This is a genomic window from Wolbachia endosymbiont (group B) of Athalia cordata, assembly GCF_947251845.1.
GTDB lineage: Bacteria > Pseudomonadota > Alphaproteobacteria > Rickettsiales > Anaplasmataceae > Wolbachia.
Window position 1 is genome coordinate 357,862 of sequence record NZ_OX366383.1, and the last position, 15,711, is coordinate 373,572.

Annotated in this window: 13 protein-coding genes; 4 read left to right on the forward strand and 9 right to left on the reverse strand. The window is 33.3% G+C overall.

The features are described 5' to 3' along the window. Positions 1-652: 652 nt before the first annotated feature. Positions 653-1,681, reverse strand: coding sequence for a class I SAM-dependent methyltransferase (locus OPR30_RS01765; RefSeq protein ID WP_265030977.1), 1,029 nt, complete (start codon positions 1,679-1,681; stop codon positions 653-655). A gap of 82 nt (positions 1,682-1,763) precedes the next feature. Between OPR30_RS01765 and OPR30_RS01770 the strand changes: the two genes are divergently transcribed. Both OPR30_RS01770 and OPR30_RS01775 read left to right on the forward strand, forming a co-directional pair. Further along, positions 1,764-2,156, forward strand: a complete 393-nt coding sequence (locus OPR30_RS01770; RefSeq protein WP_264374965.1) for a hypothetical protein — start codon at positions 1,764-1,766, stop codon at positions 2,154-2,156. Continuing rightward, a complete protein-coding gene (locus OPR30_RS01775; RefSeq protein ID WP_052264858.1) occupies positions 2,157-2,438 on the forward strand; it encodes a DUF2610 domain-containing protein in 282 nt (93 codons plus the stop codon). Here OPR30_RS01775 and dapD read toward each other — a convergent pair whose 3' ends face one another. Next, complete coding sequence (gene dapD / locus OPR30_RS01780; RefSeq protein WP_265030978.1) at positions 2,439-3,281, reverse strand: 2,3,4,5-tetrahydropyridine-2,6-dicarboxylate N-succinyltransferase; 843 nt, start codon at positions 3,279-3,281, stop codon at positions 2,439-2,441. It lies immediately after the preceding gene. Positions 3,282-3,319: 38 nt separating this feature from the next. On the opposite strand from dapD, the gene OPR30_RS01785 reads away from it, so the two are divergent. Then, a complete protein-coding gene (locus OPR30_RS01785; protein WP_007302100.1) occupies positions 3,320-3,730 on the forward strand; it encodes a zinc-ribbon domain-containing protein in 411 nt (136 codons plus the stop codon). 208 nt (positions 3,731-3,938) lie between these two features. Further along, positions 3,939-5,738 carry a succinate dehydrogenase flavoprotein subunit gene (sdhA, locus tag OPR30_RS01790; protein WP_265030979.1) on the forward strand — a complete coding sequence of 600 codons (1,800 nt, stop codon included), beginning with the start codon at positions 3,939-3,941 and terminating at the stop codon, positions 5,736-5,738. Here the strand turns inward: sdhA and OPR30_RS01795 are convergent. The 7 genes from OPR30_RS01795 to OPR30_RS01825 form a co-directional block, all read right to left on the reverse strand. Then, positions 5,710-8,046 carry an ankyrin repeat domain-containing protein gene (locus tag OPR30_RS01795; protein WP_265030980.1) on the reverse strand — a complete coding sequence of 779 codons (2,337 nt, stop codon included), beginning with the start codon at positions 8,044-8,046 and terminating at the stop codon, positions 5,710-5,712. The two genes, sdhA and OPR30_RS01795, sit on opposite strands and share 29 nt — an antisense overlap. Positions 8,047-8,289: 243 nt before the next feature. Beyond that, positions 8,290-8,898: a guanylate kinase gene (gmk, locus tag OPR30_RS01800; RefSeq protein WP_010406904.1), complete on the reverse strand. Its 609-nt coding sequence runs from the start codon at positions 8,896-8,898 to the stop codon at positions 8,290-8,292. A gap of 35 nt (positions 8,899-8,933) precedes the next feature. Beyond that, positions 8,934-10,700, reverse strand: a complete 1,767-nt coding sequence (locus OPR30_RS01805) for a pentapeptide repeat-containing protein (RefSeq protein ID WP_265030981.1) — start codon at positions 10,698-10,700, stop codon at positions 8,934-8,936. Continuing rightward, positions 10,684-11,658, reverse strand: coding sequence for an ankyrin repeat domain-containing protein (locus tag OPR30_RS01810; RefSeq protein WP_265030982.1), 975 nt, complete (start codon positions 11,656-11,658; stop codon positions 10,684-10,686). Before OPR30_RS01810 ends, OPR30_RS01805 begins: the two co-directional genes overlap by 17 nt. A gap of 660 nt (positions 11,659-12,318) precedes the next feature. Beyond that, on the reverse strand, positions 12,319-13,206 hold the full coding sequence (locus tag OPR30_RS01815) for an aspartate carbamoyltransferase catalytic subunit (protein WP_254229558.1): 888 nt from the start codon (positions 13,204-13,206) through the stop codon (positions 12,319-12,321). 80 nt (positions 13,207-13,286) lie between these two features. Then, positions 13,287-14,303, reverse strand: a complete 1,017-nt coding sequence (locus OPR30_RS01820; RefSeq protein WP_007302093.1) for a Fe(3+) ABC transporter substrate-binding protein — start codon at positions 14,301-14,303, stop codon at positions 13,287-13,289. Between the two features lie 123 nt (positions 14,304-14,426). Beyond that, positions 14,427-15,692 carry a hypothetical protein gene (locus OPR30_RS01825; protein ID WP_265030983.1) on the reverse strand — a complete coding sequence of 422 codons (1,266 nt, stop codon included), beginning with the start codon at positions 15,690-15,692 and terminating at the stop codon, positions 14,427-14,429. Positions 15,693-15,711: the final 19 nt, after the last annotated feature.

The following is a 15,711-nucleotide window of genomic DNA, read 5'->3' on the forward strand; positions in this document are numbered from 1 at the left end:
TTTAGGTATACATGGCAAATTTATGCCTGGAAACAGTTTTTCCTACACTTTCTTTATAAAAATCACAGGCGCCTGTTATTAGCTAAAGTAAAGGTCAAGTATCTGGAATTCTGGACATAAAATCCTCCTGTATAAAAAGATTAGAAAAAAATGCAGCGCACATATGACAGACCGCTGAAAAAGATACGCTACGTTTTTTATTGAAAAGTTAACTGAAAGTCTGCAGACAAAGATAGATTTTGAGCTCTTAAAATATCTCTAATTGTCATTATAATCAGATTCAAAATGTGCGGAAGTAATTTTTTTTGACAATAGATTTCTTGCATAACCAACCAGCTGGGATCCAACTAAACACTTTGCAACGTTTTTTGCGCGAAAAGGCTGGATGCCAGTGTCAGCTACTTGCATGACATCGTCTTGGATGAAAATCAGTACGTGATGCACCAAAAATTGTGCATCAAAAGGGTGTCATTTGAGTAACTTTTTTGTTGTCATGCCAGTGTCAGCTACTTTCATGACACCTATTTGTTCCTATGATAGTCTTATCTGTCTATCTTATTTTGCTACTCTGCTGAACAGATACGTTTTTTTTACCTTTTTTATTCTGTAAATTTTTTAGTATTTGTATGTTTAACATAAGAACTACACAAGACTACAAATGGTGAATCAGCATTACCTTAAAGAGAGTACCCATATTTTCAGTTAACCTTAAAAATTCACTGAAGATCTTATTCTTCTGTTCATTACTTGCATTTTCCATTAAAGCTTGCGCTCTTTCCTTTATACCAAACAAATATAAAAATTCTCTTTGAGTTAAAATCTCACAATTTAAGTATTTTAATGAATCTTTTAACGCTTGAAAGTTTACAAGTGCAGTAATATCACTGTTACCAATATTTTCAAGAAAATTAGCATACTGATGCTGCCTTATCGATTGCAAAGTGCTCTTGTATGAAGGATATACATAACCATAATCTATAATCAGGGCAGCTCCTCCGTTATTGACTATCTTATTCTCAAGTTTCTTTAATATTTCGATTCCGGCTAGGCATACTTCCACTACTGCACCATTGAAACCCCCTGTCATTCCAGTCTGGAATCCAGTTTTTGGTCTGGTTAAGCACTGGAGTGACAATGAAAGACTGCCATCATCTTGTTTTATTACTCTATTTTCATACCACTGCCCATCACGATAAATAAATTGGTCAATTGGAAGGGCGTCAAATAACTCATTTGCAAAAAAAATAGTTGGCTGATTTGGTAAGTTGTCGACATCTGTGTGCCAATTAATATCTAATCCCTTTAATTTTTCCTTTTGTATTTTCTGTAAAATAGGGCTTATCTCAACTAGATGAATGTCCATTGAGCTAAAAAAACAGCTATATTTTTTGGTGACTCTTATTACATCATGAATGAGTGTTCCTTTACCTGGTCCAAGTTCAACTAGAGAAAATTTTGATGGCTTTCCTAATTTTTCCCATGTATTCATTATCCACACTGCAATTGTTTCACCAAATAGCTGACTAATTTCAGGTGCAGTAATGAAGTCACCATCTTTGCCAAGTGGTAATTTATTCATGTAATAGCCGTACTCTTTATGATATAGAGCAGCATTCATAAAATTACTGATGGATATTGATCCTTGGCTTTTATCAATTAATTCGTGTATATAAGTAAGCATATTATTAATAAACATTTAACTATAGCGTGCCATACTATAAAATAGTGGAGTATTTATATATATAATATAAGTTTAAAAACATATGAGTAGTATTGCTTTGGTTATGGACAATCAAGATACGGATTATGTTACCCTTATACCTCAAGATGATGGTATTGAATATAAATTTAAAGAAGCTATCAATTTTGTAGAAAATAAGGTTGTAAGTGCTGATGGATTAACTTTAGCGGAGGTATTTCAAGCATTGGTTCAAATGTTGAATGGTGATCTAGAGTTAGTAAAAAAAGTGTTAGCATATACTAATATTATGGTAAAGCATGGAATGAGGGTAGCAAAAGAGTCACAGCTAAGCAGAGCCGATGTTCGTCGAGCTTTAGAAGGCAAAGAAAGTGTGTTTAATAGGCAAGATTTTATCAAAAAACCACCTCTTGTATCTTCTATAAAATCGGTTAAAAAGAAAAGTAGAGGTCTTTAAATGGTTGAGTCTATAAAAAAATTTACTGTACAGTGTGATTTCAAAGGACAGAATGCACCTTTTGCAGTATATATAGGAAATCCAAAGGGTGATACTCATCCAATTCACCATCAAGATTCATGGCTTGCAAAGGAGCGTGGAGGAAACATTCCTAATAAAGTTAAAGAAAGTTTGCAAAAATTATACAAGCTGTCTCAAGAAAACGGGATCTCTTTTCCAGAATTATGCGCATATGCCATTACTATAGTTAGTAATAATGATAAAAAAAGTGACGGTAAGTAGTTAGATTCTCAATATTTCATTTATAGAAGTTTTTGATCTCGTCTTCTCGTCCACTTTTTTTACTATAACTGCGCAATAGGTTGAAATGTTGTTTTTAGGTGGAGTAGATCCTGGTACAACTACAGAGTAAGGTGGTACTTCACCATAAAATATCTTGCTTGTTTCTCTGTCAATAATTTTTGTTGATGCTCCAATAAACACACCCATGCCAAGAACTGATCCTTCTCTTATTATGACACCTTCGGCTACCTCACTGCGCGCTCCAATGAAGCAATTATCTTCTATAATGACTGGAGAAGCTTGAATAGGCTCGAGAACTCCGCCTATTCCCACTCCACCGGAAATATGGCAATTTTTTCCTATTTGTGCACAACTACCAACTGTTGACCAAGTGTCTATCATTGTGCCAGAATCAATGTATGCACCAACGTTGATAAAGCTTGGCATTAGAACAACATTTTTACCTATGTAAGCAGATTGGCGGACAAAACATCCAGGGACTGCTCTAATTTTTGACTGGTAAAATTTTTCCTCATTCCATTCACTAAACTTGCTACCAATTTTGTCAAACCAGCAATTGGTATTGTCTATTATTTTGCTTTCCTCAGTGAGAAAATGTAATAATATTGACTGCTTTATCCACTTATGTACTATCCATTCTCCACTTGATAGCTTTTCTGCTACTCTAATTTTACCACTGTCAAGTAACTCAATTACCTCTTTGATTATTAATCTTGCTTCGTGTTTTAGATTATAGTCGTTAAGTTTTTCTTTATCTTTCCAAATATTTTCTATCTCATCTTGTAATTTTTTAGTTGCAAATTTTTCATTTATTATATACATATTGATATCAAATTTATATTATTTTATACGTAAGCACTATGAAAATACAATGTCATAATTGTACTAAAACTTACTTAGTATCTCGTGGGCAAATAGGTGAATCTGGAAGAAAAGTGAAATGTACAAACTGCAATCACATGTGGCATGAGTATCTAAAAGAAATGTCAAGTGAATTGTGCCCTGCTGGTATACAAGAAAAAAAAGCTAACTGGAGGCAAAGTTTAACTCTAGCTTTTGCAACAGTTGCAGGGTTATGCGTTATAATTGTTGGTGGTATCTTTCCAGGAGAGGTAAGTAAGATATATAAAGCAGTTAGTTCATATAAAGATTCAATAAGCCATAAATTAGGATACAAAAAAGTGCAAACGGAAAATTCAAGTGCGAGAGAACTTGTTGTAAATGAGTTTTATCAAGATTACCTTTTTCTATCTAATTTTAGATCTAATTAAATAGGCATAAGTCATCAATGTTATGCAAGTAACTACACTTATTCCTTTATGGTAGTGTCATTCCAATGTCAGCTACTTTCATAACACCCTATGGTTGTTATTACATCGTTTACTATAGATTTGTTTCAGAAGCTTACATCCAGAAAACTTGTATAGATTTTTTCTACTTCTGTGATATTATAAGCCTGTGATGATAAAATAAGTGGATATGGATAAGTCAGCGTATGAAATCATAGAGCATGAGTATGATGTGGTGATAGTAGGTGCAGGTGGAGCAGGGCTTAGAGCAACACTTGGAATGGCTGCAACTAATTTTTCAGTTGCCTGCATTTCTAAAATTTTCCCTACACGAAGTCATACAGTTGCAGCGCAAGGAGGAATTAGTGCAGCTTTGAGTAATATTGCTGAAGATGACTGGCGCTGGCATGCATATGATACAATAAAAGGTTCAGACTGGCTTGGCGATCAAGATGCAATAGAGTATATGTGTAAAAATGCTGCCAAAGCTGTGATTGAACTTGAAAATTTTGGTGTACCCTTTTCTCGTACGGAAGATGGAAAAATATATCAGCGTGCCTTTGGTGGAATGACAACTCACTTTGGTAAAGGAAAATCGGCTCAGCGTACTTGTGCAGCAGCAGATAAAACTGGGCATGCAATTCTTCATACTCTATATCAGCAATGTCTTAAATTTAACGCTGAATTTTTTGTCGAATATTTTGTAATCGATTTGATTATGGACAAAGGGACATGCTGTGGGGTGATAGCTTGGTCGCTGTGTGATGGTACGTTGCATAGATTTCGTGCACATTCTGTGGTAATAGCAACAGGTGGTTATGGACGTGTTTATTTCTCTGCAACAAGTGCACACACTTGCACAGGTGATGGTAATGGCATGGTGGTAAGAGCTGGGTTGCCACTTGAAGATATGGAATTTGTGCAATTTCATCCAACAGGAATATATGGCTCAGGGTGCTTGATGACGGAAGGATGCCGCGGTGAAGGTGGGTACCTCGTTAATTCTCAGGGTGAGAAGTTTATGGAACGTTATGCGCCAAAGGCAAAAGATTTGGCTTCTCGTGATGTAGTAAGTCGAGCAATGACAATTGAAATTAGAGAGGGAAGGGGAGTTGGGCCAAAGAAAGATCACATGTACTTGAATATAGCTCATCTTGATCCGGAAGTAATAAAGCTCAGATTGCCAGGTATTAGTGAAACAGCAAAAACCTTTGCAGGAGTTGATGTTACTAAAGATCCGATACCTGTTATTCCAACTGTTCACTACAACATGGGCGGTATTCCAACCAACTATCATGGAGAAGTGATAACACTGAAGGAAGGTAAGGAAGAAGTAGTGGATGGATTGTTTGCAATTGGAGAAGCGGCATGTGTTTCTGTACATGGTGCAAATCGACTTGGCTCTAACTCGCTTCTTGATCTTGTGGTTTTTGGTAGAGCTGCCGCGCTTAGGGCAAAAGAAAAATTGAAACCTGATACACCACATAAAAAATTGCATTCAGACTGCACAGACTTGATAGTAGATAGATTTAATAAAATGCGATTTGCTTCTGGAGAGTTCAAAGTAGCAAAAATACGAAGTGAAATGCAGCACACTATGCAGAAATATGCATCGGTATTCCGTGTTGCTGAAGTTTTAGAGGAAGGTAAAAAAGCTATAAAAGAAGTAGCAAAAATGATGCCTAACATTGCAGTTGAAGATCGCAGTATGATATGGAATAGTGATTTGGTTGAAGCGCTGGAGCTTGCCAATATGATTCCACAAGCAGTTATTACCATGGAATGCGCAGCTAATCGCGAGGAAAGCAGGGGTGCTCATGCTCGTGAAGATTTTCCCGAGCGTGATGATAAAAACTGGATGAAGCATACTATGGCATGGCTTAAAGAAGAGAAAAGCCAAGTCAGTGTAGAAATTGACTATAAAAAAGTTGCTAAAAAAACTCTGAGCGATGAGATTAATTTCATCGCCCCGGAAAAGAGAATTTATTAGTCAACCCATCTGGTTTATTTATAAATTGACGTAGTATTGATACATAGCTCATTTTAGTAGCTGGACTTTCTGTATGCTCTGATTGATCTGACGATCTTTGTACTTCTTGCTCTGCTGAGTTGTTAGCTAAATTTTGTTGTTCAGTAATATTTTCAGGTTGTTTTGCAGCTAGGTGATCATCTTTACGGCTTTGCTTATCGTTGGTTAATTCCTTAACAGACTTCCTAATGTCGCTAAGTCCCAAAGTGAATATCAGACACACCACTCCTGTTATAGCTATGATGGGTAACGCTGCTCCAATTGCAATTTGTCCTTGGAAGCAAGAAAGTGTTACCATTGTAATAATAGTAGTTGCTACTGTGATTGCTAACAATACACTAGCTCTCCTGCCCGGATCAATGCATTTCCATGCAGCTTTTAGGCCATCTCCTGTTTTGTGTAGAATATGCTGACATTTTTTTGAAAAAGTTCTAACGTTATATTTTTTTTCAAGTTTTTTCCTTAGTTCTTTAGCTTTTACCTTTCCTTCTTGTGGAGTTTTTGAGTAATTTTCTAAATTACGTAAAGTGCAATAATATTTTTCAGTATGAAATTCTCGATCTTTTAGTTTCAGAGAACGGGAATCAGCACCTATTTCTAGCAGCTTTGCACAAAACTTTGTTGTATTGTCGTACTTTTTCCCTAGATCAAAAATTGTTTTCATTTGCGAAAGGTGGTTGCCTTTTTCTGCTTTTTTTGTTAATGATACTTGTAGCGGTGTTCTTCCTTCTTCGTTAATGGCCTTTATGGCCTTACCTAACTGATCTTCAGATATTTCTTTTTCTTTTACTAAACTGGAAATCAACTCCAAGCATGCAACCTTTTGTTCTCCTTTTAGCGAAGCAATATAGTGCAAAGCATTATTACCCTCTTTGTCTTGAGCAGTAATGTCTGCACTATTTTGGAGAAATAACTCTAAGGCTTTATATCTATTTGTTTTTTCAAATTTTTTATCTGTACATGATCGATCCTCATTTTTTTCTTTTATATGCTGGAATAAATAATAAAGAGGTGTTTGTTTTGCTGTATTTTCAGCATTTATAGCTTTTTTAAACTGTGCTTTAAGATACTCTTTTTCTTCCTCCTTACTTACATTTAATATTATATTTGAAAATTCAAACTTTCGTTTTTGCTTTAATTCTAAAACTATTAGATGTAAAGCATTATTACCATCTGTATCTTTCAGGCTAATATCTGCTCCTTTTTGCAATAACTCCTTAAAGGATTTCTCATCTTTATTTTTAATTGCTAAATGTAATTGATAATTATCATTACTATCTGGAGTATTTATGGTATGGGCTATAACTTCTTCAACTTTTGTTTTTATTTCTGGTTTTCGCTCAGCCAATTTCTCTAAAAATTTAAGATAGTATTCATTTTGCTTTTTAGATAATTTTTCTAAATCCTCTGTAGGTAAGCTTAGCTTGGCTCCATACTTTAACAATTTTGCAAGAAACTTAAGTGTATTATCGCTACTTCTAACTGTATTAGACTCATGTTTCTCTTTTGTCATCTTGTCAATTAGTGCTACCTGAAAAGGAGTTTTTCCTTCTTGATTTTCACTATCAACAAGTTGTACTAAATTTTTCTCGTTAGCTATTTTTATCAAGGTATCTAGAAACTTAAGCTTTTGTTTCTTTTTGAGCGATGCAATAAGGTGTAAAATATTATTTCCTTTTTCATCTGTTATGCCACTGACATTTGTGCAATCTTTTAGGTATTTTCTAAATTTCCTGTTGTTTCCATTTTGGATTGCATTTAGTAATTGAACGTCATTATCAGAATCCGATATTCCGTTTATTCCATCTTCAAAATCGCTATCAGAATCTGATATTCCGTTTATTTCATCTTCAAAATCGCTACCGTAGCCACTGTCTTGTTCGCTGTGCCTACTAAAACAACTTTTAGTGACTTCAAAAATTACTTGTTTTTTTGTTTCATTTGATATTCTTTTCGATCGTTCTATTACTTCACCTAGCACTGGAAGGAAACATTGGACATAATATCTGTGATATTTTTCCTGTTCTCTAAGCGATTCTTCTAATTTAGTTAATACTTCAGGACTAGCGCCTTCCTTAAATAACCTTTTACATTCCTTGAGTGTTCCATCTCGACTTCTTGGTTTTTCATGCTGATGTTTTTCTTTTTTTACCTTTCTCTCTATAATATTATACAATTTCTTGTCTTTTTTATCTTGTTTTTTATTTTTGTTTATATATTTATCTAGTTTGTTTACATTAGTAACTAATACACTTAGATCTATACTCATATTAAAACCTCAATATTAAAAGCTATTTGGCGTTAACGAATTGTATTAAACTTTTAAATTGAGCTAGATGTTATCGAAATATAGGTGAAAAGGCAGAAAACTAGTTTCTATTAGAAAATCTATTGTCATAGTCAAATCCCCACTTTAGCACTTGTCTACTATTTTAACTATTTTATCTTAAAAAATAATAAATGTGGCTAAACTGTGAAGCATGAGTGCTCTGAAAGAGACAAACCAATGTTTTTATAGATCTTTCAAACTTGATTTTTCTTCTAATTTTTTAAGCATTCCTTTACTTAGTATTGATTTTATCTCTTCTACGCTTTTATCAAGATCATCATTAATTATTACGTAATCATATTTATTACTTTTACTTATCTCTTTTTGCGCTTCGGCTAATCTACGCTCTATTTCAATTTCATCATCACTATTACGCCTTTGTAGACGCAGTCTAAGCTCTTCCATTGAGGGAGGTAGTATAAAAACACTTACAACTTTTTCTCTTAAGATTTCAAACAAATGAAATGCTCCTTGCCAATCTATATTCAGTAAAACACTTATTCCACTACTCAGGTTTTGTTCTATAAAATCTTTTGGTATACCGTAAAAATTCTCAAAAACTTTGGCATATTCAAGCATTTGACCAGCCTTACATAGTTCGTGAAACTTTTCTTCAGTAACGAAAAAATAGTCTTTTCCGTTTACTTCACCGGGACGAGGTTTGCGTGTAGTCATAGAAACAGACATAACTAAATCAGTTGATTGCTCAAGTAATTTTTCTGATATAGTAGTTTTTCCAGCTCCAGAAGGAGAGGATAGAATCAGTAGTATGCCCTCATTTTTTACGGTCATTTTTCTTTATTTAACAAGTACATTATAGAGCTTTTTTAAGACTTTGTATTTTTTGAATCAAAGTTTAAAAGACTAGAGCCCTCTAAATTAGAATTTGATAAATTGGCATCAATAAGAGAGGAATTATCAAAGACAGTATAACGTAAATCGGCTTTTTCAAGATTTGCCTTATTCAAATTAACGTTTACAAACTTTGCTCTACTTAATATTGAATTAGAAAAATTAGCATTTTCTAAATTCATATCCTTAAACTCAAAGTAAGAATAATTTACATCAAATTTTTTGCCCTGCGATATTTTCTCTTGCAGATCTTTAATTGAAGTTATGGCATTCTCTAGATTTGTAATTTTTGTCTGTCCTTGATTGTCAATCAAAATTGAATTATCAAATTTGCAATCTGTTAAATGAATATCAGCAATTGAACTTTTATATATGCTTGAAGAGAGGAAAGAGACATCACTCACTGTTGAATTACTCAAATTGCTAAGAAAAAAACTAGTCTTTCTAAAGGCATTATCATAAAACACGGAGGATTTGAAATCACTTTCAATAAAGTTTGAATTAGTGACTTTTGACTTAGACCAGCTCGAATTATCAGCTAATAATTTGAAGAATATTGAATTTTCTATCTCACTCGAATCCATATTATGGTGGGAAAGAGTACTATTATAAATTTGAGAGTCTTTAATTTTTGTCTTATACATTGAAGTTGTGGAAAGATCTGAATCTTCTATTTTTGCAGAGGTAAACAATGAATGGTCAAAGAACGAACCATTCATGTCAGAATTCACAACTTTAGTATTATGAAACTTTCCGTGACAAATGTTAGCATCATAGGCGTTAACTTTATACAATTCACTAAAACTAAAATCAATATTAGATAAGTCAGCATCCTGAAGGTCTGCTTCGAAAACATATGCATGTTTTATCTTGGAACCATTTAGTATAGATTTAATGAAGTTTGAATTATCCCCTTTCACATAGGAAATTTGTGAATTGCTTAAATTGGCTTTTTCGAAATTACTGTTGACTATAATGGAAGAATTAAAATAGGTGTTTGAAAGATTGCTACCTGTAAAATCCGATTTTTTTATTTCTGCACCATATATGTTAGCATTTTTTAATGAAGAAAATTGTACCTTGAGCTTATGTGCATCCACTCCAAAGAAACTTGCGTTGTCGAAATTATTTTTCTGCATAACAGTGTCATTTATTTCACTATCACTAAAATTGATGTAGCTTGCACTTGAGTTTGATAAATTGGAGAAATTCATTTTTACATTCAAAAACTTGGTATGCAAACCAATTATATTACGCATACTTACTTTGTTGAGATTAGAATTGATAAAATCAGCATAACTGATATTAGACTGATCAAATATGATATCTGTTAAATTTGTAGAAGCAAATTTTGAAAAACTTAAATTTGTGCCTTTTATTTTAACGCCATGTAAATTAGCATTGGAAAAATTGGCACCACGTAAATCAACATCGATAAAAGACACATCTGATAAATCGGTGTTAGAAAAATCGGCACCAATTAAACTTACTCCATCAAAAATAGATTTGCTTAAATACAATTGACTAAAATTAGCACCATTTAAATTAGGACCAAAACCTTTCTTAAAATCTTGTGGTATGCTGGCTTTATTACACTGTACTAAAAATTTAGCAAAATCTTTTGTATTGTAAGATACGTATTTTACATCATGCAGAGCGCTTAAAAAATCATTGATTGCATCATCTCCATAGCATAAATGACCAACTAAAATTAATATCAAAAGTCTAATTATCTTTTGCATCACACGTGTTTTCTTTTGTTTTTATAGCAAAGTTATACATCTCTGAGTTTTCTTGATTGTTTATTTCTTTATCCTCTAAAAGGTATGGCATCATTTCGGCAATTGCGTTTATTATGTTGATCTGATTCCTTTCGATTGCTATTTCAATAGGGGACTTAAAATTATTATCAACTACTCTAGGATCAGCACCTTGTAATAAGAGAAAGCGAACTGTGTCTATTTCACCTTGTTTCACTGCATAAATTAGAGGAGTATCACCCAATTTATTTCTAAATCTTAGTATTTCTTGAATTGTTAATCCAATTTTTTCTAGCTTATTTATTACTCCTCTTAGACAAATTAAGTTGCCCTTCTTGATGCAGTAAAAAAATTGCTTACTGTAATCATCAGTAAATATAGTTTTAGGAAGGTGCTCATTTAGGCTATCATATTGTCTTTTATATATAGACTTGCTTTTATGTTTTTTTATTTCTTTGTTTAGCTTTGTCCATTTTTCGCTTTCTTCATTTTCTTTTTTCACAGGTGTTATATTGTCAGGCTGTTCTTCTTTCTTTTTCTCTGTTAATTGGCTTGTTGAAAGTTCGGTGTCTTTTTTGCTAATCTCCTCTTCAGGCTGTAGGTTTGTTTGATTATTGTGACTGATTTTCTTCTCTTCAGGTTCTTCTTTTTTTTCTTCTGATAAAGGACTTGTTAGAGCTTTGGTATCTTTTATATTAGTCTCCTCTTCAGACTGTAGGTTTGTTTGATTACTTGAAGGTACTTCTTCATTGATTACATTTGTTGGGTCTGTGATTTCTTTGAGTTCGCTCAGAAGCGGAGAAGTTTTTTCAGCATCAGTGTTGCTTTTCGATACGTCTTCTTGATTTATACTGCTTTCATTTTTATTTTTTTCAGGCTGTTCTGCAGCAAGCAGGTTAGATATAACAATTAATAGTATGAAGAATGCTTTATATTTCATAAACATTGCAAATATAGGCTTAATTAAAATGATACTATAATCAAATGATTAATCTACAGTAAAAAGTGCTTTAGTTATTGTACAAGTATGATTATGTAAAAATTTATTTTTCTCTTTTATCTAGGTTTTATTTGAAATTGTCATTCGAGTAGCTGACATACAACTGTACGGACATTAAAGAAATCAGTATACAGCTGTATGAACATTGTGGTAATTTGCGTACTAAACGGTGTCATCTAAGTAGCTGACACTGGGATCCATTTTCCATCATCATTAGAAACGTTATATTTTAGCATAACTTTTAACTCACAAATTTAACTGGATGCCAGTGCTGGCTACTTTTATGACATCTATCATTTTATGTTTATAGTATTTTTTGCAAATAAACGTTCGTAGTTGTAAATTAAATGCAAAAAAATACTTGACACATTTGGTAAGTTGATTATTATCAGTAAAAATGAGGGTATTTTAGAGCTCGAAATCCACCTTATTCAAGTCTGCAGACTTTTCAATTAATTTTTCAATAAAAAATATAGCACAGTCTACCTCAGTGCGTACACGTACGCTTAATTTCTGTCATAAGGTGTGTTATATTTTTCTAAATCTTTTCTTTATAGGAGGGTCATTATGTCTAAAATTCCTTAAACATTAATTTTTAACTTAAACATTTATTAAATAGTGCAGTACTGCCTTACGCGTTGCTAATCCAAACTTTACTTGCTGTAAAATAACACAATCTGCTATATCATTGCTAATTTCGATACCTCTATTTATTGGTCCTGGGTGCATAACAATTGCATCTGGTTTTGCGTGCGATAGTTTTTGTGCATCAAGTCCATACAAGTGAAAATATTCTTTTTCTGAATAATTATTATTCATGCGCTCTTTTTGCAACCTTAAAAGCATAATTACGTCAGCATCCTTTATACCTTCGATTAATGAATAGTGAAGTGAATATACTTCAGGAAGATGCTTACAAATCAAAGCTGGTGGTGCAACTAAGCTTATTTTTGCTCCAAACATTTTTAGCAATCTTATATTTGATCTTGCAACTCTACTGTGCAAAATATCTCCACATATCACAATTTTGAGGTTTTTTATTTGCTTTTTATGACTGATAATTACGAGATAATCTGCAAGAGCTTGAGTTGGGTGTTCACTGCTTCCATCGCCTGCGTTGATTAGCGAGCAATTGACATGCTTTGCCAATGTATTAATAATACCACTACTTTTATGCCTGATTATCATATAGTCAGGATTCATTGCATTTAGTGTTTTTATCATATCTTTTAGATCTTCCCCTTTGTTAATAGAAGAAGATTTTATTGGTAAAGTTATAACATTTGCTCCAAGGCTCTTTGCTGCTATTTCAAAAGATGCGAGCGTACGTGTTGAATCTTCAAAGAATAGGTTTATGACTATTTTATTTTTCAGAACATGACTATTTTCAACTTTTTCTTCAAGGTATTGGTTGGCTAATTTAGTTATATTTTCTACATCACCGATTGTGAGGTCTGAGATATTTAATAAATTCCTTCTCTTGTCCATAGCTCCTTTTTTGAGCTTATTCTACTTTCTTAATTTCAATTACACAACTGTAAAGTAAAGTAGAAGGAAGCTATAAAATTTTATTTCCACTTACATTCATCTGCTATCATAACAGCCTCAAAGAGATGCTTCTCAAGCTCACTTATAGGCAGAGTACTTTGTAGGTAATTTCCCCAAGATTTTAACACATCAGAAGTTTCAATACCTTCAACAATAGGATATTCTTGATTTTTTTTAGCATATAGCTCTTGAGCCTGTTTGCTTACAAAAAACTCCAATAAAGCTATGGCATTTTCTCTGTGTTTTGCGTTTTTTGTTACTGCTGCACCACTAATATTCACCATTACACCATCACTCGGAAAGAAAGCTCCTAACTTTTCTGTGATATTCTTTTTATTTTCTGATGAAAGGATTCTTGCAAAGTAGTAGCTATTTACTATTGCAACATTGCCTTCACCAGCGGCTACAGCATAAATTTGATCTGTGTCACCACCGCTTGGTTTTCTTGCCATGTTGCTTACAATTCCACTCACCCATTCTTTTGTTTTTTCAAAACCATTTTTTGCAATCATAAAAGCGATCAAAGATCGGTTATATGGACTTGTGGAAGAGCGTACTAATATTTTCCCTTTCCATTTTTCATTCGCTAAATCTTCATAGGTACTTAATTCCTTAGGATCTACTGATTCTTTATTGTAAACCAATATTCTAGCTCTTTTTGTGAGACCAAACCAATAATCTTCATTATCTCTAAATTTTGCAGGTATGGCATTTTTTAGAGTCTCTGAATCCACTTGAGATAAGAGCCCTCTTTTTTTGGCTAAAATCAAATTCACTGCATCTGCAGTTAAAAACAAATCAGCTTCACCACCATTTTCCATGCGTGAAAGCAATTGGGAATAATCGTCAATGATATAACGTACCTTAATGCCAGTGGTTTTTGTAAAATCATCAAACAAACTATGTACTAATTCTTCTTTACGTGATGAATAAACGTTTACTACTTGTGAATCATCAATTCCGCTATTTTTATATAAAAAATTAACGACTATCAATAAAGCCGCTACTAAAGATATAAATATTAAACCTTTTTTCATAAACAAACCCCTTCCTTGTCATCATCTCAAGCTATCAAAATAGCAAGGTCTTAGCAAGTGTAAATCTTCAAAACGTTGCAGTTACAGTACTGGAATAGCGATAAAAAGAAGTACGAGCCAGATTTAATTAATAATATAAGTAATATCTGGATGGCCACATCGTTCAGCAACTACTTGTAACAATTTTGAACTAATCTTTTCTTGACTGCTTTTTACAGTTTTAATAGCTGTTTCATTAGCTGTTTCATTAGGATTTTCACTATTAGCATCTTTTGTATCTAATAACAAGTAATCTTTAAAATCAGTTTTGCTCCAATGATGAATTGTGCAAGCTAAAGTGAAAAGCAGTAGAGTGCCTGAAATTGCAACGATTGGCCAGTAAATAGTAGGATTTGTGTATGAACTTACTATGTTGCTCAAACCACCTGTTGAATAAAGTGCTAAAGGGAAGGTTATGTTTCCAGTAATAAGAACTGTTCCTAAGATAGGAAGCCATATTCTATCATTGATTAATGAATTTACTTTACTCTTGTAATAGATTGGCTGGCCTGTAAGTTCTACGATGTTTGAATTACTTTTTGCTTTTTCTGGAAGAGAGTGAAACGTAAAGTAAACACGATTACCGTTGCTATATTTTAATACCAAAGACTTGATGCATTTCTTGTCTTTTGAAAGTGTATTTGATATCTCATCTAAAACTTTTTTGGTATCTCTTTCTGTAATCTTGTGCTCCTTAGTACGGACTGCTTGCATAAGTTCCCACGTAATTCCCAAGACTAAACAAGACGCTAATACTCCGACAAATATAGTAACAGGATTTATGCTGCCGATGAATCCAATGAATTCTCTTTGCTTCACAGCTAAAACGATTGCTGTAATACAACACGCCGTAACAAGGCCTACAAAAGGCATTGTAACTTTCTTCTTTTGCATCGTATATTTTACTTTCTGTAAAAATCTGTTTGTCTTTTTATTATCTCCAAGGAAAGATTCTTCAGAGCCATTTGTGTGATATGATGGTGGAGGAGTTGGATTTGCCTTCACTCTTTCTTTTAAATTTTCTAATGTTTTTTGACTATTCCAAGGTTCGCTGTATACTGTTTCTTGAGAAGGTGATCTGCTAACTGATACACTATCTGAACTCTTTTTTGGAGATTCTGTATTTTGCTCTATGGATGCATAAAGAGGTTCTGAACTGTTCACATTCGATTCTTCTTGCCTTTCTTCATAAGAACTTGATTCGCTAGCCGAACTTGTATGTTGTAAAATTTCATTTTCACCATTTGTTTGTTTCGTTGTTTTGCGAGGTTGTGGTTGTGGTGGAATTGTTTGTTCTATTCCACCTCTTTCAGTTGTTCTGACGTTTCCTACGTTTGCTGATCCAGGCATATTCGCTCCAAAATTAATT

What these genes read in the sequence shown, in the direction of transcription:
- OPR30_RS01765 (WP_265030977.1), bottom strand. Translation starts at nt 1,681, where the DNA reads ATGCTTACTTATATACACGAATTAATTGATAAAAGCCAAGGATCAATA.
- OPR30_RS01770 (WP_264374965.1), top strand. Translation starts at nt 1,764, where the DNA reads ATGAGTAGTATTGCTTTGGTTATGGACAATCAAGATACGGATTATGTT.
- OPR30_RS01775 (WP_052264858.1), top strand. Translation starts at nt 2,157, where the DNA reads ATGGTTGAGTCTATAAAAAAATTTACTGTACAGTGTGATTTCAAAGGA.
- dapD (WP_265030978.1), bottom strand. Translation starts at nt 3,281, where the DNA reads ATGTATATAATAAATGAAAAATTTGCAACTAAAAAATTACAAGATGAG.
- OPR30_RS01785 (WP_007302100.1), top strand. Translation starts at nt 3,320, where the DNA reads ATGAAAATACAATGTCATAATTGTACTAAAACTTACTTAGTATCTCGT.
- sdhA (WP_265030979.1), top strand. Translation starts at nt 3,939, where the DNA reads ATGGATAAGTCAGCGTATGAAATCATAGAGCATGAGTATGATGTGGTG.
- OPR30_RS01795 (WP_265030980.1), bottom strand. Translation starts at nt 8,046, where the DNA reads ATGAGTATAGATCTAAGTGTATTAGTTACTAATGTAAACAAACTAGAT.
- gmk (WP_010406904.1), bottom strand. Translation starts at nt 8,898, where the DNA reads ATGACCGTAAAAAATGAGGGCATACTACTGATTCTATCCTCTCCTTCT.
- OPR30_RS01805 (WP_265030981.1), bottom strand. Translation starts at nt 10,700, where the DNA reads ATGCAAAAGATAATTAGACTTTTGATATTAATTTTAGTTGGTCATTTA.
- OPR30_RS01810 (WP_265030982.1), bottom strand. Translation starts at nt 11,658, where the DNA reads ATGAAATATAAAGCATTCTTCATACTATTAATTGTTATATCTAACCTG.
- OPR30_RS01815 (WP_254229558.1), bottom strand. Translation starts at nt 13,206, where the DNA reads ATGGACAAGAGAAGGAATTTATTAAATATCTCAGACCTCACAATCGGT.
- OPR30_RS01820 (WP_007302093.1), bottom strand. Translation starts at nt 14,303, where the DNA reads ATGAAAAAAGGTTTAATATTTATATCTTTAGTAGCGGCTTTATTGATA.
- OPR30_RS01825 (WP_265030983.1), bottom strand. Translation starts at nt 15,692, where the DNA reads ATGCCTGGATCAGCAAACGTAGGAAACGTCAGAACAACTGAAAGAGGT.